Origin of the sequence: Brachybacterium massiliense (assembly GCF_900184245.1) — a bacterium.
Lineage (GTDB): Bacteria > Actinomycetota > Actinomycetes > Actinomycetales > Dermabacteraceae > Brachybacterium > Brachybacterium massiliense.
On the sequence record NZ_FXXB01000003.1, the window covers coordinates 60904 to 79752 of the forward strand.

The 18849-nt window shown below is 72.5% G+C and carries 15 protein-coding genes and 1 riboswitch; of the genes, 7 read left to right on the top strand and 8 right to left on the bottom strand.

Going from position 1 to position 18849, the window contains the following annotated elements:
- Nucleotide 1 precedes the first annotated feature (1 nt).
- From BN4251_RS00585 to BN4251_RS00605, 5 genes are all read left to right on the top strand, one after another.
- Nucleotides 2-1321 (top strand): ABC transporter substrate-binding protein, encoded by a 1320-nt coding sequence (locus tag BN4251_RS00585; RefSeq protein WP_245810136.1) that lies wholly within the window; start codon nt 2-4, stop codon nt 1319-1321.
- A gap of 54 nt (nt 1322-1375) precedes the next feature.
- A riboswitch (TPP riboswitch) is annotated at nt 1376-1469 on the top strand.
- Nucleotides 1470-1492: 23 nt separating this feature from the next.
- Nucleotides 1493-3106 carry a bifunctional hydroxymethylpyrimidine kinase/phosphomethylpyrimidine kinase gene (locus tag BN4251_RS00590; RefSeq protein ID WP_245810137.1) on the top strand — a complete coding sequence of 538 codons (1614 nt, stop codon included), beginning with the start codon at nt 1493-1495 and terminating at the stop codon, nt 3104-3106.
- Nucleotides 3103-4500, top strand: a complete 1398-nt coding sequence (locus tag BN4251_RS00595) for an MFS transporter (RefSeq protein WP_245810138.1) — start codon at nt 3103-3105, stop codon at nt 4498-4500. Before BN4251_RS00590 ends, BN4251_RS00595 begins: the two co-directional genes overlap by 4 nt.
- Nucleotides 4497-5273 carry a hydroxyethylthiazole kinase gene (gene thiM / locus BN4251_RS00600; protein ID WP_087483242.1) on the top strand — a complete coding sequence of 259 codons (777 nt, stop codon included), beginning with the start codon at nt 4497-4499 and terminating at the stop codon, nt 5271-5273. Before BN4251_RS00595 ends, thiM begins: the two co-directional genes overlap by 4 nt.
- Nucleotides 5270-5926: a thiamine phosphate synthase gene (locus tag BN4251_RS00605; protein ID WP_087483243.1), complete on the top strand. Its 657-nt coding sequence runs from the start codon at nt 5270-5272 to the stop codon at nt 5924-5926. Before thiM ends, BN4251_RS00605 begins: the two co-directional genes overlap by 4 nt.
- Nucleotides 5927-5938: 12 nt before the next feature.
- Here BN4251_RS00605 and BN4251_RS00610 read toward each other — a convergent pair whose 3' ends face one another.
- Complete coding sequence (locus tag BN4251_RS00610; RefSeq protein ID WP_087483244.1) at nt 5939-6868, bottom strand: acyl-CoA thioesterase; 930 nt, start codon at nt 6866-6868, stop codon at nt 5939-5941.
- Nucleotides 6869-6908: 40 nt separating this feature from the next.
- Between BN4251_RS00610 and BN4251_RS00615 the strand changes: the two genes are divergently transcribed.
- Nucleotides 6909-7439 (top strand): acyl-CoA thioesterase, encoded by a 531-nt coding sequence (locus tag BN4251_RS00615; protein ID WP_087483245.1) that lies wholly within the window; start codon nt 6909-6911, stop codon nt 7437-7439.
- Nucleotides 7440-7454: 15 nt separating this feature from the next.
- Here the strand turns inward: BN4251_RS00615 and BN4251_RS00620 are convergent, their stop codons facing one another.
- From BN4251_RS00620 to BN4251_RS00640, 5 genes are all read right to left on the bottom strand, one after another.
- Entirely contained in the window at nt 7455-7904 is a 450-nt protein-coding gene (locus BN4251_RS00620; RefSeq protein ID WP_087483246.1) for a globin, read from the bottom strand.
- Between the two features lie 40 nt (nt 7905-7944).
- Entirely contained in the window at nt 7945-8895 is a 951-nt protein-coding gene (locus tag BN4251_RS00625) for a mechanosensitive ion channel family protein (protein ID WP_087483247.1), read from the bottom strand.
- 115 nt (nt 8896-9010) lie between these two features.
- The gene (gene pepN / locus BN4251_RS00630; protein ID WP_087483248.1) at nt 9011-11560 is read right to left on the bottom strand and encodes an aminopeptidase N; all 2550 of its coding nucleotides are present in this window, start codon (nt 11558-11560) and stop codon (nt 9011-9013) included.
- 50 nt (nt 11561-11610) lie between these two features.
- Nucleotides 11611-12264, bottom strand: a complete 654-nt coding sequence (locus BN4251_RS00635) for a ribonuclease FAU-1 family protein (protein WP_170931760.1) — start codon at nt 12262-12264, stop codon at nt 11611-11613.
- Between the two features lie 281 nt (nt 12265-12545).
- On the bottom strand, nt 12546-13832 hold the full coding sequence (locus BN4251_RS00640; protein ID WP_170931761.1) for a serine/threonine-protein kinase: 1287 nt from the start codon (nt 13830-13832) through the stop codon (nt 12546-12548).
- Nucleotides 13833-13842: 10 nt separating this feature from the next.
- Between BN4251_RS00640 and BN4251_RS00645 the strand changes: the two genes are divergently transcribed.
- Nucleotides 13843-15183 carry a hypothetical protein gene (locus BN4251_RS00645; RefSeq protein ID WP_170931762.1) on the top strand — a complete coding sequence of 447 codons (1341 nt, stop codon included), beginning with the start codon at nt 13843-13845 and terminating at the stop codon, nt 15181-15183.
- Nucleotides 15184-15197: 14 nt separating this feature from the next.
- On the opposite strand, the gene BN4251_RS00650 is transcribed toward BN4251_RS00645, so the two are convergent.
- Nucleotides 15198-17030, bottom strand: coding sequence for an ABC transporter ATP-binding protein (locus BN4251_RS00650; RefSeq protein ID WP_087483252.1), 1833 nt, complete (start codon nt 17028-17030; stop codon nt 15198-15200).
- A complete protein-coding gene (locus BN4251_RS00655; protein WP_087483253.1) occupies nt 17027-18796 on the bottom strand; it encodes an ABC transporter transmembrane domain-containing protein in 1770 nt (589 codons plus the stop codon). The genes BN4251_RS00650 and BN4251_RS00655 overlap by 4 nt, the downstream gene beginning before the upstream one ends.
- Between the last annotated feature and the right edge of the window lie 53 nt (nt 18797-18849).

Genomic DNA, 18849 nt, shown 5'->3' on the forward strand with positions numbered 1-18849 from the left:
CGTGCCGACCCGCCGCCAGCTCCTGCTCACCACCGCTGCGATGGGAATGGCCGGGGTCGGAGCGCTCTCCGGCTGCTCGCGCGAAGCGCCTGCGGAGCTCGAGGAGGGCGATGTGCTGCGGATGCGGGTGTGGAGCGAGGCCGCGGCCTCCGCCTACGAGGACTCCCTGGCCGAGTTCACCGAGCGCACCGGCCTCGAGGTCGAGCTCGAGGTGCTCACCTGGGAGGACTACTGGGCCCAGCTCCCGCTCGACATCGCCGCGGAGAGCCTGCCGGATGTGCTGTGGATGAACACCGCCAACTTCGCGCAGGCGCAAGCCGGAGGCCACCTGCTCGAGATCGGGGAGGTGGCCAAGGGCCTCGCCTCCGAGTGGGAGGACGTCGCCACCGACCTCTACCGCCTCGAGGACGGTCTGTGGGGCGTGCCCCAGATCTGGGAGCACAGCATCCTGGTCGCCCACGAGGGACTCGTCGCCGCCGCCGAGGGGGACGCGAGCGCGCTGAGCTTCGACCCCGAGGCGTCCTCGGACCCGCTGCGGGACCTCGCCCGCGCCCTCACGGTCGACGGGGGCGGCCTGCACCCGGGACAGGACGGCTTCGATCCCGGCGGCAGAGTCACCTACGGCTTCAGCGCCCACCCCGACCGCACCGCGGTGCTGGGCCCCTTCATCGCCGGCCAGGGCGGCAGCTGGCAGGACGAGGAGGGCACCATGAGCTTCGCCTCCGAGGAGGGGATCGCCGCGGTGCAGTACCTCGCGGACCTCGCCGCCGACCACCTCGCCCCCTCCGGCACGGAGACCGTCGGCGATCCGGCGCTGTGCCGGAACCTGTTCCTCCAGGGCAAGCTCGGGCTGCTGCAGACCGGCACCTACGACCTGCACACCCTCACCGAGGAGATCGGCGGCGACTTCGAATGGGGCATCCACCCCGTCGTCGCCGGCCCCGAGGGTGCGCGCCCGCTGGCCCATGCGATCGCGGCGGTGGGCATCGAGCCGCGGGACGAGGACCGCACACCGGCGGTCGCGGAGCTGCTGCGCTGGCTCGGCGAGGCCGACGGCCAGCGGCCCCTGGCCGAGAACCGCCTGGGCATCCCCGCGCACCGCGACCTGCGCAAGGCCTGGGTCGAGAGCTGGTCGGACGCAGGGCTGGACCTGTCCGAGCTCGAGGTGCCGAAGGACGTCGCGCACCCGGAGACGGGAGACCGCTCGGCGATCGCCACGGGCAGGGCGCTGAAGGTCATCGCCGGGGTCTTCCGCGGCGACGCCACCGCCGAGGAGGCGCTTCCGGAGGCCCAGCAGGCGGCACGCGACGCGATGAGCTGAGCGGCAGACCGGACGGACGACGCCATCGGGGCCCGCGACCTGTGTCTATACTCGGCGGCGGACACGGGGTGCGTCGTACGACGCTGAGATCACACCCGTGGAACCTGATCTAGTTCGTACTAGCGAAGGGATGTCCCAGTGGCTCCGTCGTACCCTGCCCGAATTCCGCGAGTGCTGTCGATCGCCGGCACCGACCCCTCCGGGGGAGCCGGCACCGCCGCGGATCTCAAATCCATCACCGCAGCAGGCGGGTACGGCATGAGCGCCGTGACCGCCCTCGTCGCCCAGAACACGCGCGGAGTGCGGAGCATCCACGTGCCTCCGGAGCCGTTCATCGCCGAGCAGCTGCGTGCCGTGAGCGAGGACGTCGAGATCGATGCCGTCAAGACCGGCATGCTCGCCAACGCCGCGCTGATCGAGACCGTCTCCTCCTGGCTCGAGGAGAACCCGCCGAGGATCCTGGTGGTGGACCCGGTGATGGTCGCGACCAGCGGGGACAGCCTCCTGGAGGCGGAGGCGGAAGAGGCCATGATCGCCTTCTGCGAGCGCGCGAGCGTGGTCACCCCGAACATCGAGGAGCTCGCCCGGCTGACCGGCCAGCCCCGGGCACAGGACGAATCGGCCGCTCTCGAGCAGGCGCAGGCATGGGCGCGGCGGACGGGCGTGGCCGTCGTGGTCAAGACCGGGCACCTGGACTCCGCCGAGGTCACCAACACCTGGGTGGACCCCGACGGCACGCGCCTGCCGGTCCCGTCGACGCGCGTGAGCTCGACGAGCACCCACGGCACCGGATGCTCCCTGGCCGCGGCGCTCGCCACCCGACTGGGCGGCGGTGAGTCGCCGCAGGCGGCGCTGGCCTGGTCCACCCAGTGGCTGCATGAGGCAATCTCCCACGGCGAGGCGCTGCGGGTGGGGACCGGGCATGGTCCGGTGGACCATGCCCACCGCGCCCGCCGTCTGCAGGCCGCGGGAGAGTCCACCCCCTGGCTCGAGGCGGGCGCCATCCCACCCGTCCTCGTGACCCCGGACCAGATCCCGGCGGTGCTCGGAGCCACGCTCCCGGCGACGGCGCCGAGCGAACCCGCCGCCGCGCCCGCCGTCGCCGCGGCCGGGCCGTGGACCCAGGCGCTATGGAGGGCCGGGGAGCACCTCGCCCAGCAGATCGCGCAATCCGATCTGGTGCGTCAGCTGGTCGACGGCAGCCTGCCCGCGAGCGCCTTCGCGTTCTACCTCGCCCAGGACTCGCTCTACCTGCGCCGCTACTCCCGTGCCCTCGCCGCGCTCTCGGCCGCCTCCACCGAACCTGCCGCCCAGGTGTTCTGGGCCGACGGTGCGGCCAGCTGCCTCACCGTCGAGTCCGCACTGCATCGAGGCCGGCTCGGCGACCAGGAGCAGATCGGGATCTCCCCGGTGACCAGCGCGTACACCGACTTCCTGCTGGCCACCACCCTCGGGGAGGAACGTGCCGTGGGAGTCGCCGCCGTGCTGCCCTGCTACTGGCTGTACGCGCAGACCGGAGCGATGCTGCCCTCGATCCCGAGCGATCACCCCTATGCGGACTGGCTGGAGACCTACCGTGACCCGCGCTTCGTGATCGCCACCCAGGGAGCGCTCGAGCAGGTCGAGCAGGAGCTCGCTGCCGCCTCCCCGGCGACGCGCTCCGATGCTGTGGAGGCCTACCTGCGTGCATGCCGGCACGAGCTGGAGTTCTTCGACCAGGCGCTGCGCCTGGCATCACCGGTCGCAGCGGACCAGCGCGAGACCGTTCTGGAGGGCGCGCTGTGAGCGGGGCACAGATCCTGCCGGGATCCCCGGGCCCGAGCGACCGGGCCACCGATGAGCACCTCCCACCGGAGGGCCGTGCCGCCCTGCGCGCCGGCGTGGTCGGCAACTGGGTGGACAACGTCCATGTGTTCCTGCCGCTGACCGCCCTCGCCCCGGCGATGGTGGTGCTCGCCGGGCCCGCGGCGGCCGCCTCGACCGGCGCCCTGATCGTCGTGGCGATGCTGTTCGGGCGGCCCGTCGGCGGGATCGTGTTCGGGCGCATCTCGGACAGGCTGGGTCGCACCCGCACCACCCGCATCGCGATCGCCGGCACCGCGGCCTGCGCGCTGCTGATCGCCGCGATGCCCACCCATGAGATCTTCGGCGCCGGGACGATCGCCCTGATCCTGGTGCTGAGGTTCCTCTGCGGGATCTTCGTGGCGGGGGAGTACTCCGCCGCGATCCCGCTGGCCATGGAATGGTCTCGGCCCCGACGGCGCGGGCTCATGAGCGGGCTGATCCTCTCGATGGCCCCGTGGGCACAGGCGAGCATCGCCTTCTCGGTGGCGATGCTGCTGGTGCTCCTGGGCCCGGACACCTACGCCGACTGGGGCTGGCGAGTGCTGTTCGTCCTCGGAGCGCTCGCCTCGATCGGGATGCTCATCTACTACAGCCGCCAGGTCACCGACGCCCCCGTCTTCCACCGACGGGCACGAACCGCCTCCACGCGACCGCGAGCGGGCCTGCGTGATCTGCTCACCGGCCGCTGGGCCTCTGCGTTCTGGCAGGTGTTCCTCCTGATGACCGGGCTGTGGCTGCTGACGAACACCACCGTGCTGCTGCTCACCGCCCGCCTGGCGACCGATACCGGCCTGCCCGCCACCGGCGTCTCCCTGGCGATCGGGATCGCTTCGATCGCCCAGGCCGTGGTGATGGCGATCGCGGGCCACCTCTCGACCCGTACCGGACGGCGCACACTGTTCATCGCCTGGGGGATGTCCGCAGCGCTGCTCGGGCCGGCCCTGTGGTGGCTGGCGATCACCTCGCAGTCCTTCGGTCGAGCGGCGCTGTGCGCGGCCGCGCTGCAGGTGCTGACGGTCTCCGCCTACGGCCCGGTCTCCGCCTACCTCTCCGAACGGTTCCCGACCGAGGTGCGCTCGACCGGCTACGGCATGGGCTACAGCCTCTCCCTGGTCCTTCCCGCGCTCTATCCCTTCTACCTGCCCTGGCTCGAGGCGCTGCTGGGACGCAACGGCTCGGTGATGACGCTGATCGTGCTCGGCGGATCGCTTCTGGCCCTGGGCGCCGTGCTCGGTCCCCGGCTCTCCTCGCGGGACATCGAAGCGGATATCGACACCATCGCCGAAGGGATCAGAGAGCACGCTCCGGCACCGCTCACGGAGGCGGCGCGATGAGCCCGAGAGATCCGGACCTCGCCCCGGTGGCGCACGTGCTGGAGGCCGTCCGCGGGCGCCAGCCGCTGGTGCACTGCCTCACCGCCACTGTCTCCATGGGGATCGTGGCGGACGGGCTGCTCGCCGCGGGGGCCCGCCCGATGATGACCGAGACCCTCGAGGAGGCGCCCACCCTGACCGCGCTCGCCGACGCGCTCGTGATCAACCTCGGCACCCTCAGCACCGACGCGATGGACGGCATCCCGGCGACGGTCGCCGTCGCGGTGCAGGATGCCCGGCCCTGGGTGCTGGACCCGACCGCGATCGGGATCGCCCCGGTGCGCACCCCCCTGGCGCGCACCCTGCTCGAGTCCCGGCCCGACGTGGTGCGCGGCAACGCCTCCGAGGTGCTCGCCCTGGCCGGGGAAGGACACGGGGGACGCGGCGCGGACTCCCGGGCGGTGCCCGAGCACGCCGACCGCGCGGCGGAGGCGATCGCGGCCCGCACCGGTGGCGCCGTCGCCGTCTCCGGGCCCACCGATCTGGTGCTCTCGAGCACCCGGCGGGCCCGGGTGGAGCGCGGCACGGCGCTGCTGCCCCGCGTCACCGGCACCGGCTGCCTGCTCGCCGCGCTCACCGCGGCCTGCCGCGCCGTCGAGCCCGATCCCTTCACCGCCGCGCTCGCCGCGACGACCTGGATGGATCTCGCCGGGGAGGGCGCCGCACAGCGCGCGGCCGGGCCCGGCTCCTTCCGCATGCACCTGCTGGACGCACTGGACGAGGTGGGACGATGACCCTGGACCTGCGCTGCTATCTGGTGACCTCCGGGACCAGCCGCCGCACCGTGGAGACCGCCGCAGCGGCCGCGGCAGGCGGTGCGGGGATGATCCAGGTCCGTGACAAGCAGGCCAGCACCGCTGAGCTGCTCGAACTGACCTGCGCCGTGGCCGCCGCCGTGCACCGGGCGCGGCCCTCCGCCCGGGTGGTGGTCGATGACCGCGCCGACGTCGCGTTCGCCGCGCGCAGGCTCGGCGCCGAGGTGCACGGCGTACACCTGGGGCAGGACGATCTCCCGGTCGCGTCGGCCCGCGCGATGCTGGGGCCCGAGGCGATCATCGGACTGACCACGGGGACGCTGGAGACGGTCCGCAGGGCGGAGGAGCTCCGCGGGCTCCTGGACTACGTCGGCGCGGGTCCGTTCCGGCCCACCCCGACCAAGGACTCCGGCCGCACGCCTCTCGGCGTCGACGGATACCGGTCCCTCGTCGCCGAGACCGGGCTGCCGGTGGTCGCGATCGGCGGGATCACGGCCCAGGACGTCCCCTCCCTCGCACGCACCGGGATCGCCGGGGTCGCGCTGGTCAGGGAGCTCATGGACGCCGACGATCCAGAACGCGCCGCACGGGAGATCGTCTCCGCCCTCGAGAGCGGAAGAGCATCTCGCTGAGCGGAGCCCCGCTCAGTCCTGCGACTTGACCCGGATCATGCCCTCCTGGGTGATGGTCGCGACCAGGTCCCCGGCGCGGTCGAAGACCTGGCCGTGGGTCAGACCGCGTCCACCGCTGGCGGAGGGGGAGCGCTGGACGTACAGCAGCCAGTCGTTGGTGTCGACGTGCTTGTGCCACCAGATGGCGTGGTTGATCGTCGCCATCCGCAGTCCCGGTGTCATCCAGCTGAGCCCCTGGCGGCGCAGGATCGGCTCGAAGGGCGTGTAGTCGCTCGCGAAGGCGAGGATCGCGTCATGGGTGAGCGGCTCCGCCTCGATCGGGGCGAGCATCCGCATCCACACCATCTGCGACTCGCCGCTGGCGGCATCGGGGCGCAGGTAGATCGGATCGGTGACATGGCGGATGTCGATCGGGCGCTGGGTGCCCCAGTAGCGGGCCACCGGGTGGTCGATGCCGGCGAGCACCTGAGCGGTGGTGGGCAGGCCCTCGGGATCCGGGGCCTCGGGGGCGCGCTCCTGGTGCTCGAGACCGTCCTGGTTCTCCTGGAACGACGCGGTCATCGCGAGGATGGTGCGCTCCTCCTCATCGGCCTCGCGGCCGGGCTGGGTTGCCAGCACGCGCCGCACCGAGAACGAGCCGCCGTCGCGCAGCGCATCGACCTGGAAGCGGATCGGGTGCGAGGGATCGCCGGGGGCCAGGAAGTAGGAGTACATCGAGTGGATGCGCCGCTCCGGGGAGACGGTGCGGCCCACGGCCGTGAGCGCCTGGCCCATCACCTGCCCGCCGAACACGTGCCCGCCCGGCTGCGGGGAGGACTCGCCCTGGTACGCGGCGACGGTGGCCGGGGTCGAGAACTCGCTGAAGGGCGCGATCTCCCGCAGATCCAGCAGATCCACGAGACCGGCGGCGATCGTCGACGGGTCAGTGTGCGCAGAGCTCATGCGCCCGATCGTACTGGTCGCGGAGCCTACGATGAGAACCATGGCAGCCGATCACATCGCAGATGCACCCGATCTCACCCCGCACCCCTCCCAGGCGCTGGATATCCCCGTGCCCGTGCGCTGGACGGACCTGGACGCCTACGGGCACGTGAACAACGCCGCGGTGGTGCGGCTGCTCGAGGAGGCCCGCATCGCCGCCTTCTGGCAGGCCCCTGCCGAGCAGATCGCGCTGGGGGCGCCGCGCCCGCCCGCGGCCCTGCCTGTCAGCGGAGCGGGCGCCGAGATCAGCACCGTGATCGCCTCGCAGCGGATCGAGTACGCCCGGCCGCTGGGGCACCGCCGCGACGGGGTGGTGGTGCGGCTGTGGCTCTCCCGCATCGGCGGGGCGAGCCTGAGCGTGGACTATCTCGTGCTCACCCGTGATGATCCCGAGGGCCGCGCACCCTATGCCCGGGCCCGCACCGTGGTGGTGCTGATCGATGCGGAGTCCGGGACGCCGGTGCGCCTCGAGCCCGCCACCCGCGATGAGCTGCAGCGCTTCGCCGGGGAGCCCCTGCGATTCCGCGACTGACGGGGCCCGGCCCGCTCAGCTGAGCCGGTCGGGGATCGTCTGCCCGGCGGCGGGTGCCTCGCCGCCGTCGACCGTGTTGATCATCGAGTGGGCGGCCCGCTCGAGGTAGTCCCACAGGGTCTGCTCATGCAGCGGTGCTAGCTCGAGGGAGTCCAGCGCCACCCGCATGTGGTGCAGCCACGCATCCCGCGCCGCGGGGGAGACGGGGAAGGGGGCGTGGCGCATGCGCAGGCGCGGATGCCCGCGCTGCTCGCCGTAGGTCTTGGGCCCGCCCCAGTACTGCTCGAGGAACGCGCACAGGCGCCAGCGGGCACCGGTGAGATCCTCCTCCGGGTACATCGGATGCAGCAGCGGATCCTCCGCCACCCCGTCGTAGAAGCGGTCCACCAGGGCCTCGAAGGTGGGGTGGCCGCCGACGGCCTCGTAGAAGCTGATCTGCTCGGCCTGGGGCGAGGGGCTGGTCATGGCTGGGTCTCTCCGATGCTCGGGTGGCGGTGGGAGGCCGTCACTTCTGGACGGTCTCGACGAATCGGGGCATGGCGAAGGCGATCTCCGCCTCCGCGAAGCCGGTGCGGATGCGGGAGCGCAGCTCGCGCTCGACGCCCCACTGCTGACCCGGGGGCGTCTCGAACACGACACGGCGCTGGTAGCGATTCGCATCCACGTCCAGCATGCCGGTGATCGCGGCGGGGGAGAGGATCTCGTCCTTCCACTGCGGGTCCTTCGCCATCTCGGCGGTGACGGATTCGAGCACGGTGGTGACCTGCTCGTCGTCGGCGCCGGCGTCGATGTCGAGCACCACCACGGCGTTCGAGAAGCCGCGTGCGTAGTTGCCCACGCGGATGATCTCGCCATTGCGCACGGTCCACAGCACGCCGTCGATGCCGCGCACCTGGGTGGCGCGCAGGTTGATCGACTCGACGGTGCCCTCGGCGTACTCGAGGTCCACCCAGTCGCCGACGGCGACGATGTCCTCGAACAGCATCACGATGCCCGCGACCACGTCCTTGATGATGGTCTGGGCGCCGATGCCGGCGGCCAGACCCACCACGCCGAGGCTCGCGATCACCGGGGCGATGTCCACGCCGATCTCGGAGAGGATCATCACCGAGGCCACCGCCCAGATCATCACGTGGGCGATGTTGCGGGCCACGGTGGACAGGGTGCTCGCGCGCTGCTCGCGGCGCAGCTGGGCGGCCCGCTGCGACTTGGGATCGCGCCTGACCACGGTGCCGGTGACGGTGGAGATCTTCGAACCGGACTGCACCATGGTGCGGAAGAAGCGTCGCAGGAACCATCCGGCCAGGAAGCTGATCAGCGAGGCGGCCAGGAGGATCACGACGACCTTCACGCCGCTCGAGGTCAGCCAGCGCAGCAGCTGGTCCATCAGGCTCAGCGCATCGTCGGTGGTGGGGGAGGACAGCAGCTGTCCGGGGTCCAGGGGAGCGTCCAACATGCTTTCGACGATAACGCCCTGCGCGACGGAAGTCTGGGGACGTCCGGGGCGAGGTGTCTCACCGTGAGCACCTCGCCCCGGCCCCGTCGGAGGGGCGAGCGTCCGCCGGCGAGGATCAGCCGACGTCCGCGGCGCGGACCTTCTCCTGCCGGGCCACGGTGTCGCGGCCCTCGATGATGATGCGGCGCAGACCGAACGGTGCGTCCTCGGCCTCGGCCAGCCACTGGTCGGCGGCGTCGAGCACGCCCTGCCCGCCGTAGGAGTGCGGGAAGTAGCCGCCCACCAGACGGGTCGCGATCTCGTTCGAGCGCTCCTGCCACACCTGCGAGATCATCGAGAAGTAGCGCTGGCGGTAGGGGGCCAGCAGCGAATCGTCGACCACCCGTCGGAAGCCCTGGATCACCGCGGTGACCGATTCGTTGGCCAGCGTGTCCTTCTCCATCGTGCGACGCCAGGCCTTCGCCTTGGACACCTCGGTGGGCAGAGCGGCCTTCGCCGTCAGGGCGTGCTTGCGCCCGGACTGGGTGTCATCCGCGGAGAGCTGCTCGTCGATGCCCGCGGCGTCGATCCCGCCGAGCACGGCCAGGGAGATCACCAGCGTCCAGCGCAGATCGGTGTCGATCTCGCGTCCGGGCAGCTGCACGGAGCCGCCGAGCAGACCCTCGAGGGTCTGACGGTGCTCCTGGGTGCGGGCCAGGCGCGCGAAGGTCTCCACGTACTGCAGCTGCGCGTCGGAGCCGGCCTCGGCGCTCTCGGCGAGCTGCCACACCGCATCGGCCGCGGACTCGGTGCGCAGCGCCCGCTGGTCCACGGCTGCGTAGGGGCCGGAGACGGTCTCGAGCTGCTGCAGCAGCGTGCGCACCACGGAGGAGGAGACCTCGCCGGTGATGTTCGCGAGCACCAGCTGCTGGTAGCGGCGGCTGGGCAGCTCGCCGTCGCGGACCATGTCCCAGGCCGCGGACCACAGCAGGGTGCGGGCCAGCGGATCGTCCAGATCGCGCAGGTGCTCCATGGCGACGGCGAGGGACTGCTCGTCCAGGCGCACCTTGGCGTAGGTGAGGTCGCCGTCGTTGAGCAGCCACAGGTCCGCCTGCCTGCCCACCAGCTCCGGCACCTCGGTGAGGTCGCCGTCCACGTCCAGCTCGAGGGACTCGGTGCGCACCAGCGCGCCGTCCCGCAGCGAGAACCCGCCCACCTGCAGCCGGTGCGGGCGCAGCGTGAGGTGCTCGGCGGGAGCTGTCTGGGAGATCGCGAAGCGGGTGACGGTGCCGTCCTCGTCCCGCTCGATCAGCGGGGTCAGGGTGTTCACCCCGGCGCGCTGCAGCCACAGCTCCGCCCAGCTGCCGAGGTCCCGACCGCTGGTGGCCTCGAGCTCGACGAGCAGATCGCGCAGCTCCGTGTTGCCCCAGGCGTGCTTGGCGAAGTAGGCGCGCACCCCGGCGAAGAACTCCTCGCGGCCCACATAGGCGACCAGCTGGCGCAGCACCGAGGCGCCCTTGGCGTAGGTGATGCCGTCGAAGTTGGTCTCGACCGCCTCGAGATCGACCATGTCCGCGACCACCGGGTGGGTCGAGGGCAGCTGGTCCTGCTGGTACGCCCAGCCCTTCTCGGAGAGCGCGAAGGTGGTCCAGGAGTCGCTCCAGCGGGTGGCCTCGGCGCTCGCGAGCGTCGAGGCGTACTCGGCGAAGGACTCGTTCAGCCACAGGTCGTCCCACCAGCGCATGGTGACCAGGTCACCGAACCACATGTGCGCCAGCTCGTGGAGGATCGTCAGGTCGCGGCGCTCGCGCACCGCATCGGAGACGTCGGACCGGAACACGTACGCTTCGACATAGGTGATGGCGCCGGGGTTCTCCATCGCGCCCATGTTGTACTCCGGCACGAACACCTGGTCGTACTTGCGGAACGGGAAGTCCTGGTCGAAGGCCTCCTCGTAGAAGTCGATGCCGGCGCGGGTCACGTCGATGACGTTCTGGGCGTCGACGTGCTCGGCGAGGGAGGCGCGCGCGAACACGCCCATCGGGATGGTGCGGCCGTCCCGGGTGGTGACCTCGCCGGTGCCGCCCTGGTAGTTCCCGGCGATCAGCGCGACGAGGTAGGTGGACATCCGCTCGGTGGGCGCGAAGTCCCAGGTGGCCGTGCCCTCGCCGGCCGGGGTCGGAGCAGGGGTGGGGGCGTTGGAGATGACCCGCCAGTGCGCGGGCGCGGTCACGTTCAGCGCATATGTGGCTTTGAGATCGGGCTGCTCGAAGCAGGCGAACATGCGGCGGGCGTCGGAGACCTCGAACTGGGTGTAGAGGTACACCTCGTCGTCGACCGGATCGACGAAGCGGTGCAGGCCCTCGCCGGTGTTCATGTAGCGGCCCGTCGCCAGGATCCGCAGGGAGTTCTCGCCCTCGGCGAGGGCGGGCAGCTGCACCCGGGCGCCGTCGAAGCGGGAGGCGGGATCGGGCAGCAGCTCGCCGTTGAGCTCGATCTCCTGCACGGACTCGGCGATCAGGTCCACGAAGGTGGGCCGGGCCTCGGCGGCGGAGAAGCGCAGCGTGGTCTCGGTGAGGAAGGTGCGCTCGTCGGTGGTCAGATCCAGGCGGATCTCGTAGGAATCGGTGCTGAGGAACGAGGCACGGCTGCGGGCCTCGTCACGCGTGAGGTTCTCGGAGGACATGGGCTCCATCCTGCCACCCGCCTCCCACCTTTCGGGCGATGCGGGCCCGATCAGCGCTTGGTGAGGTCCAGGTCCCAGCTGTAATGATCCGGCAGCGCGGGCACGGGCCACTTCGGATCCGGGAAGAAGTACTCGTACCCGGCGGAGAAGGGGTAGGTCCAGGACGCGATGTGCTGCTCGGCCTCGAGGCCGGCGGCGCGGATGCCCTCGACCTCCTCGGAGGAGAAGTAGCCGGTGCGCTCGGCGCCCTCGAGCTCGTCCTCGTCCTTGTAGTGCCAGTCTCGCCGCGGCAGCACCACCAGGTCGAGCACCAGATCCCGGGTGCGCACCCCCTCCTCGGTGCGCTCGTAGGGGGTCTCGAGGTTGACGTAGTAGCAGCCCAGCGAGCCGTCGTCCTTGTAGAACAGCCAGATCGAGTAGGGCTTGTCCGGCAGGCCGATCATGAGGATGCCGTTGCCGGTCCACAGCTGCTTGGACTGCACGCGCGGGGCGGTGAACATGCCCTCGTCACCGGCGCGGCGCAGCGCCGCACCGGATTCGAGCACAGGCAGCAGCACCTCGGTGCCGGGCGCGATCCAGACCACCACTCCGCGGTCATCGTCCAGCACGACGGTGCCGGGGCGGACGGTGCGGGTGGGGTGCTGAGGGGTGTAGTAGGTCCAGGTCACCTGGTCGCCGGGCGACCAGCGCGGGGTGGAAGACATGGTGGGGTTCCCGGCCGGATCGGCCTCCACGGACGCCCCGTACCGACCGGCCACCGGGCCGGGGCTGCTCTGCCCGTGAAGGGGTAGGCGTATGGGGCGACCATACCGCCTCCCTCGACGGACGGTGCGCGGCGCGCCGACCGGTGCGCGGGCCTGCGCGCTCGGCCCCGCCGGTCCCGCGAGGGGCGGCGGAGCCCGCTGCGTTCAGCTGAGCACGAGCCAGAACAGGGAGGTGGACCCGGCAGCGGCCAGCACGGACAGGACCAGCAGGCCCGTCCCGGTCAGGGTGCGGGCGCGGCGGCGGGGTGCGGGCTGCGGCTCCGTCGCTCCGACGGGGGCGCGGCGGGAGAGGGAGAGGGGTGCGAGTGCGCGGCCGGTGCGGGGGAGACAGGCTGCCGGGCGGGGCTCCCGCCCGACGCAGTGGCCGGTGCATGGGACTGCGGGGCACGGCGTGTGGGGAGGTGGACGAAGCGCTCGGTTGGGCCCGGGACCGCCGGGACCACTGGGGCCGCCGAGGAGGCCGACGCGGCGGAGGGCTGGGTGTCCTGGGTATCGGCACTCGCGGCGGAGGGCTGCGGCGCGGGCGAGAGGCCCTGATGCGCCGCGCTCAGCGCGTCGAGCCGCTCGTGCAGCCCGGGGGCGAGTCCCGCGAGCGCCGACGGGCCCTCCAGCGGCACCTCGCGTCGTCCGTCGCCGGATCCGATCCGGTCCGGCACCTCGAACATCTCCCCATGCGCGGTGAGGGACCAGTCCGAGGCGGGGGAGGAGAGCAGAGGGATCGCCTCCCGCGCCTCGGCGGCACCGGGCCGGCGCTGGGGATCGGCGTCCAGCATCGCCCGCAGCAGGTGCTCCAGGCCGGACGCGGCCGGGTCCGGGCTGCCGGCCATCGCCTGGGCGGCGCGCTCGGCGAGCTCATGCGGTGCGGGGCGCTCGCGGGGCCTGGACGGGGCGAGCGCCTCGACCGCGCAGGCCGCCGCGGCCCAGACATCCTGGGCGAAGGAGAGCGCCGCCCCCTCGAGCGCCTCGGGAGCCATGAATCCGGGCGTGCCGTGCACGAAACCGGTCTCGGTCAGGCGCACATCCGTCTCGTGCAGCGCGATCCCGAAGTCCGCCAGCAGCAGATGAGGATGGGCCTCACCGGTGCTGTCCAGCAGCAGGTTCGCGGGCTTCACATCCCGGTGCACCCAGCGGGAGGCGTGCATCGCCGCGAGAGCGTCGAGCAGCTGGCGCAGCAGCTGAGCGGTGAGGGAGGGGGACAGCGCCCCCTGGCGCGCGACCGCCTCGGCCAGGGTGCCGCCATGCACCAGCGGCATCACCAGCACGATCGTGTCGTCCTCGGCGACCCAGGTGTAGGGCGGCAGCAGATGGGGGTGCCGGCCGAGGTCCTGCGCGGTGCCCACGGACTGCTCGCGCACGAAGCGCAGCACGTCGGCCCCGTCGCGCTGGCGCATCACCTTCGCGGCGCACACGGCGCCGTAGCGCCGATCCACGGCGCGCCACAGCGAGCCCGAGGCTCCTCGGGCGAGTGGTTCGAGCAGCTCGATGCGGCCGGCGATGACATCGGACATGATGGACGTCATGCTAGGACACCGCCACGCACCGGCTCGCCGTGCACGCACGGACCGCGCCGAGACGCGCACCCCGCGCGGACCATCGGCGGTGCTCGCCGTCGCACTGCTGGTGGCGCTGACGCTGTGGGGTGCGGCGCCGGCGGCGCTCGCCGCTCCCGAGGACGAGATCGCACCGCCCGCCCACGCCTACAGCGCCCAGGGCCTGGAGATCGAGGGCGGGGCCTCGCTCGCCCAGGCGCCGTCGGTCGAGCCCGGCATCCATCGCGACTCCTTCGCCCTCGCCGGCGAGGAGCCCTCGCAGGAGGGCACCGTGAAGTACTACCGGGTCGCGGTCCAGGACGGTCAGCGGGTCCATGCCGCGGCGACGATCGCCGCACCGCCCGTGCCCGGCGGGCTGCCCGAGGAGCGCAGCCCGCTTGCCGTGAACGTCTCCTTCCTCACCGCCGGCGGCGACGCCTGCGACGGCGAGCGCGTCACCGACATCGGCGAGTCCCACACCGGGGACGGGCCGATCACCACCGCCGCCGTCTCCGAGGTGCTCGGCCCCGACGGCTGCACCGGCAGCGAGCTGTTCGTGCGCGTGGCCCGCGAGGGCACCCGGGCGGCGGGCGCCGCCCTGCCGGTCGAGGTGCAGATCGCGATCCAGCCCGCCGGGATCGGCGGTGGCGCACCCTCGGTCGAGGAGCCGCTCGAGGAGGATGCCGCGGCCCCCACCGCCCCGGAGAGCTCGGAACCGCTCGAGCTGGGCCGCTCCTTCCAGGGCGCGGCCGAGGTGGAGCCCGGCTCCTACGTGATCGAGCTGGTGCCGGGCGAGACCGGGCTGGTCGCGATCGACGTGGCCGAGGGGCAGCGACTGCGCTGGCGCACCGAGATCACCTCGGTGCCCGAGGAGCAGCCCGGAGCGATCGCGCTGCGGGCCTTCGACCCGGCCCGCTCCCAGGTGACCGTGGGCGGCGGCTCCTGGAGCCCGGGCAGCGCGGGCACCGTCTCCGGCGGCGGGATGCGCGCCCCGGTGGACGTCGGTAACCGCGGCTCCGAGCACGACTCGGTGCGCAGCGCCTGGCTGCCCGGCACCCACGTGATCCAGCTCCAGCGCCTCCAGCGCGCGAGCGGCGCCGACCCCGCGGGCGAGGCCCCGCTCACCCTGATCCTCACTCTCGAGCTCGAAGGGGAGGCCGCCGAGGACGCCGCCGAGGGCACGGTGCTCGAGCTGGGTCAGAGCGGCGGCGGCCTCTGGAGCGCCGAGAGCCCCGTGGCACGCACCGTGCTGCTGATCGCCGCCGCGGCGCTGGGCCTGTTCGCGGTGGTCCTTGCCGCAGCGGGCGTGCTGGTGCTGCGCCGCCGCTGAGCGGCCCGGCGGGCTCAGCCCGTCCACGCCTCCCACAGCTGCGCGTACCGGCCGCCGAGGGCGACCAGCTGCTCATGCGTGCCCTGCTCCACCACCGCGCCGTCGGCCATCACCAGGATCCGGTCGGCGACCTTCGCCTGCGAGAGCCGGTGCGCGACGATGATCGTGGTGCGCCCCCGCGCCACCTCGAGCGCTGCCCGCTCGAGCACGCGAGCCCCCGAGGAGCCCTCGTCGGCCGTGGCCTCGTCGAGGATCAGCACGGACGGGTCCTGCAGCACGACCCGGGCCAGGGCCAGCTGCTGGGACTGCTCGGCGGTGAGCCGGGCACCCTTCTCGCCCACCTCGGTGTCCAGGCCCTTGGGCAGGCGGTCCACCCAGGCCAGCGCATCGACCCGGCGAAGCGCCGCACGCAGCGCGTGATCGTCCGCGCGGGGCGCGGCGAGCTGCAGGTCCTCGCGCAGCGTCCCGCGGAACACGTGGACGTCCTGGCTCACGATCGAGGCGTGCGAGCGCACCGCCTCGAGATCGGCATGGGCGAGATCCGCCCCGCCGTGCAGCACCCGTCCGTGGCGCGGCTCGAGCGTGCCGGCGAGGATCGCGGCGAGAGTGGACTTGCCGGCCCCGGAGGCTCCCACCAGGGAGACTGTCTCTCCGGGTGCGATCTCGAGGTCCAGCGGATGCAGGATGATCCGCGCGTTGCCGTCCTCGTCGGTGGTGTAGGCGTGGGAGACCTGCTCGAGCCGGATCGAGGCATCGGCGGGGCGCTCGGTGCCGGGGGAGGCGGCAGGATCGATCGAGGTGATCACCCCGACCATCCGCGCCAGGCTCGCGAGCGCCGACTGCACCTCGTCGAGGTTGAAGATGACCGCCATCATCGGCCAGAACAGGGTGACCAGGTAGACCCCGGCCGCGGCCACCAGACCCACCGGCGCACCGCCCACCTGCACCATCACGAAGCCCAGCAGCAGCACCATCGCCAGCGCCAGGTTCTCCGGCACGTTCAGGCCCACCACCAGGCGACCCACCAGGTACATCACCCGCATGTTCAGCAGCGAGGCGGTCTCGGACAGCACCGCCACATGGCGGGTCTCGCGGCGCTCGATGCCGTAGGCGTGCACGGTGGGGATGCCGTGGATCGCGGAGAGCAGGCCCTGTGCGCGGGCGCCCATCGCGATCCGCTCGCGGCGGTAGATGGGGGCGGTGCGCCGCAGATACATCACCGCGGCGATCACGTACATCGGCACGATGATCACCACCATCAGCAGCAGCCAGGGGGACAGGGTCGCCATCCCCACCAGGGTGATCACCACCAGGAAGCCCAGCTGGATCAGGTTCGGCACCAGGTTGTTCACGGCGCGCGCGGCGACATCCACGTCATCGGCCACCCGGGAGAGGGCGTCACCGATGCCGGTGCGCTCCATGGTCTGCGCCGGCAGATCCAGCGCCCGGTCGATCACGTCCTCGCGCATCCCGGCGAGGATCCGCTGGCCCAGCGCCGAGATCATCGACCAGCCCAGCGCCATCAGCACCGCCTGCAGGAGGCCGACGGCGAGGATCTGCCCGCCGAGCGTCCACACCTGGGCGCTCGTGCCGTCCTCGGCGACCACGTCCACGGCCGAGCCGATCAGCCGCGGCAGGATCGCCGCGGCGACCGCTCCGGCGACCGTGATCAGCAGCGTCGCGAGCGTCGAGAGCCAGTGCTCCCGCAGCCGCGCTCCCATGAACCGCAGCGAGGTGCGGGCGTCGGCGATCGGCAGCAGCTGGGCGTGCTCGGCCAGCTGCTCGCGGGCGGTGGAGTCATCGCCCAGCACGTCCTCGAGCGGACGCTTCCAGTCCAGATCGCTCATCGCCGCACCACCTCCCAGTACTCCTCGTTCTCCATCAGGTCCGCGTGCACGCCCTCGCCGCGGATCTCGCCCGCCTGCACGAACACCACGCGATCGGCTGCCTGCAGCAGCGCCGGGGCACGGGTGACCAGCAGGGTCGCTCGGTCGGTGCGTCGGCGTGCCGCGGCCAGCGCCTCGGCGATGTTCTGCTCGGTGACCGCGTCGACGGCGGTGGTCGGGTCGTGCAGCACCAGCACCGGGGCGTCGGCCGCCACGGCCCGGGCCAGGGCGATGCGCTGACGCTGACCGCCCGAGAGGTTCGCCCCGCGGTCCAGGATGCGGGTGTCATAGCCCTCGGGCAGGATCCGCAGCAGGTCATCGGCGCCGGCGGCGTGCAGGGCCTGATCGGCCCAGGCATCGTCCTCGCCCTGCGCGATGCCGGCCGGCGCGCGGGTGGCCAGCTGCGCGCGCAGCGTGCCGTCGAAGAGGTCCACCACGTGCGGTTCGACCAGCAGCTCGGAGCGCAGAGTGAGGCGGTCGGCGGGGGTGATGGGCTGCTCGCCCACCCGGGCTCCGCCGTCGACCTGCCCGCTGACCGCATCGATCACGGCCTCGGCATCAGCCGCATCGGCGCAGGCGAGCGCGACGATCTCCCCGTCGGCGACGCTGAGCTGCGGCAGGTGCAGGCCGCCGGCCGCGCCGCGTCGGCCCTGGGCGGCGCCGCGGCCCTCGCCCCGGTCATCGCGCTGAGTGGTCAGCACGTCCAGGCCGAGCTCGGGGTCATCGACGGCGCGTCCCAGATCCGTGTACAGATCTCGCACGCGGCGCGCAGAGGTGGACATGCCCGCCCACCACACGGGGGCGCCGGCCAGGCCCTGCATCATGCCCATCACGTACCGGGCCACGCCCACCACTGCGATCAGCACGCCGAGGGTGAGGGCGCCGTCGAGGGTGCGCAGCGCGGCCAGCACCACCACGGCGGCGAGCATCGACCCGGTCACCAGCGTGGTCAGCCCGGAGGAGATCCCCGAGTAGCGGGCGTTGACGAGAGCGGCCTGCAGCGCGATGCGGGAGCGCCGGCGGTAGGTGGCCCGGGCGCGGGACTGCACCCCGAGGCCCTGCAGCACCCGCAGCCCGTGCACCAGATCGGTCGCGGTGGCGGCGGCCTCGGCGGCCTGGGACTGCTGATCGTCGTAGCGGGCCGACAGCGTCGGGGTGATCACCCGGATCACCACCACCATCACCGCGATCCCGAGCAGCATCGTCAGGCCCAGCCAGAGATCCGCCGCGGCGAGGTACACGGCGGCGGCGAGGATCGCGATCAGCGAGGGCACCACCCAGGTGAGCATGTCCAGCAGGTCGGAGGCCTTGTCCGCATCGGAGGTGGCGATCGAGAGCACCTCCCCGGCGGGCCGCTCGATGCGGCGCGAGCGGGGATCCAGCACCGCACCGGTGAGCCCCACCCGCAGGCGGTGCCGCTCGAACATGCACGCCTTCTGCGTCTGCAGGAAGGTGAACACCCACAGCAGCGCGCCCACGATCCGCATCAGGATCAGCCCGAGCGCCCCGAGCACGGTCAGGCGCAGATCGCCGGCCATGATGCCCTGATCGATGATCAGCCCCAGCACGATCGGCATCAGCAGCTCGACGCCCTCGGACAGGGTCGCCAGCGGCAGCACGACAGCCAGCATCCGCCGATGCCCGCGCAGGATCGAGCGCATCACCCCCGGAGCACGGACCGGAGAGGAGGAGGGAGCCGCGGCGGCCGCGGAGGAGGAGAGAAGCACTCGACCGATCCAACCCTCCCGCCCTGCCCGGCGCAACGCTTTTAGCCCGAGCA

Bases quoted from the DNA above. Each gene is read 5' to 3' on its own strand.
- BN4251_RS00635 (WP_170931760.1), bottom strand. From the start codon at position 12,264: ATGTCTTCCACCCCGCGCTGGTCGCCCGGCGACCAGGTGACCTGGACC.
- BN4251_RS00625 (WP_087483247.1), bottom strand. From the start codon at position 8,895: ATGTTGGACGCTCCCCTGGACCCCGGACAGCTGCTGTCCTCCCCCACC.
- BN4251_RS00645 (WP_170931762.1), top strand. From the start codon at position 13,843: ATGCTAGGACACCGCCACGCACCGGCTCGCCGTGCACGCACGGACCGC.
- BN4251_RS00620 (WP_087483246.1), bottom strand. From the start codon at position 7,904: ATGACCAGCCCCTCGCCCCAGGCCGAGCAGATCAGCTTCTACGAGGCC.
- thiM (WP_087483242.1), top strand. From the start codon at position 4,497: ATGAGCCCGAGAGATCCGGACCTCGCCCCGGTGGCGCACGTGCTGGAG.
- BN4251_RS00640 (WP_170931761.1), bottom strand. From the start codon at position 13,832: ATGTCCGATGTCATCGCCGGCCGCATCGAGCTGCTCGAACCACTCGCC.
- BN4251_RS00605 (WP_087483243.1), top strand. From the start codon at position 5,270: ATGACCCTGGACCTGCGCTGCTATCTGGTGACCTCCGGGACCAGCCGC.
- BN4251_RS00650 (WP_087483252.1), bottom strand. From the start codon at position 17,030: ATGAGCGATCTGGACTGGAAGCGTCCGCTCGAGGACGTGCTGGGCGAT.
- BN4251_RS00615 (WP_087483245.1), top strand. From the start codon at position 6,909: ATGGCAGCCGATCACATCGCAGATGCACCCGATCTCACCCCGCACCCC.
- pepN (WP_087483248.1), bottom strand. From the start codon at position 11,560: ATGTCCTCCGAGAACCTCACGCGTGACGAGGCCCGCAGCCGTGCCTCG.
- BN4251_RS00610 (WP_087483244.1), bottom strand. From the start codon at position 6,868: ATGAGCTCTGCGCACACTGACCCGTCGACGATCGCCGCCGGTCTCGTG.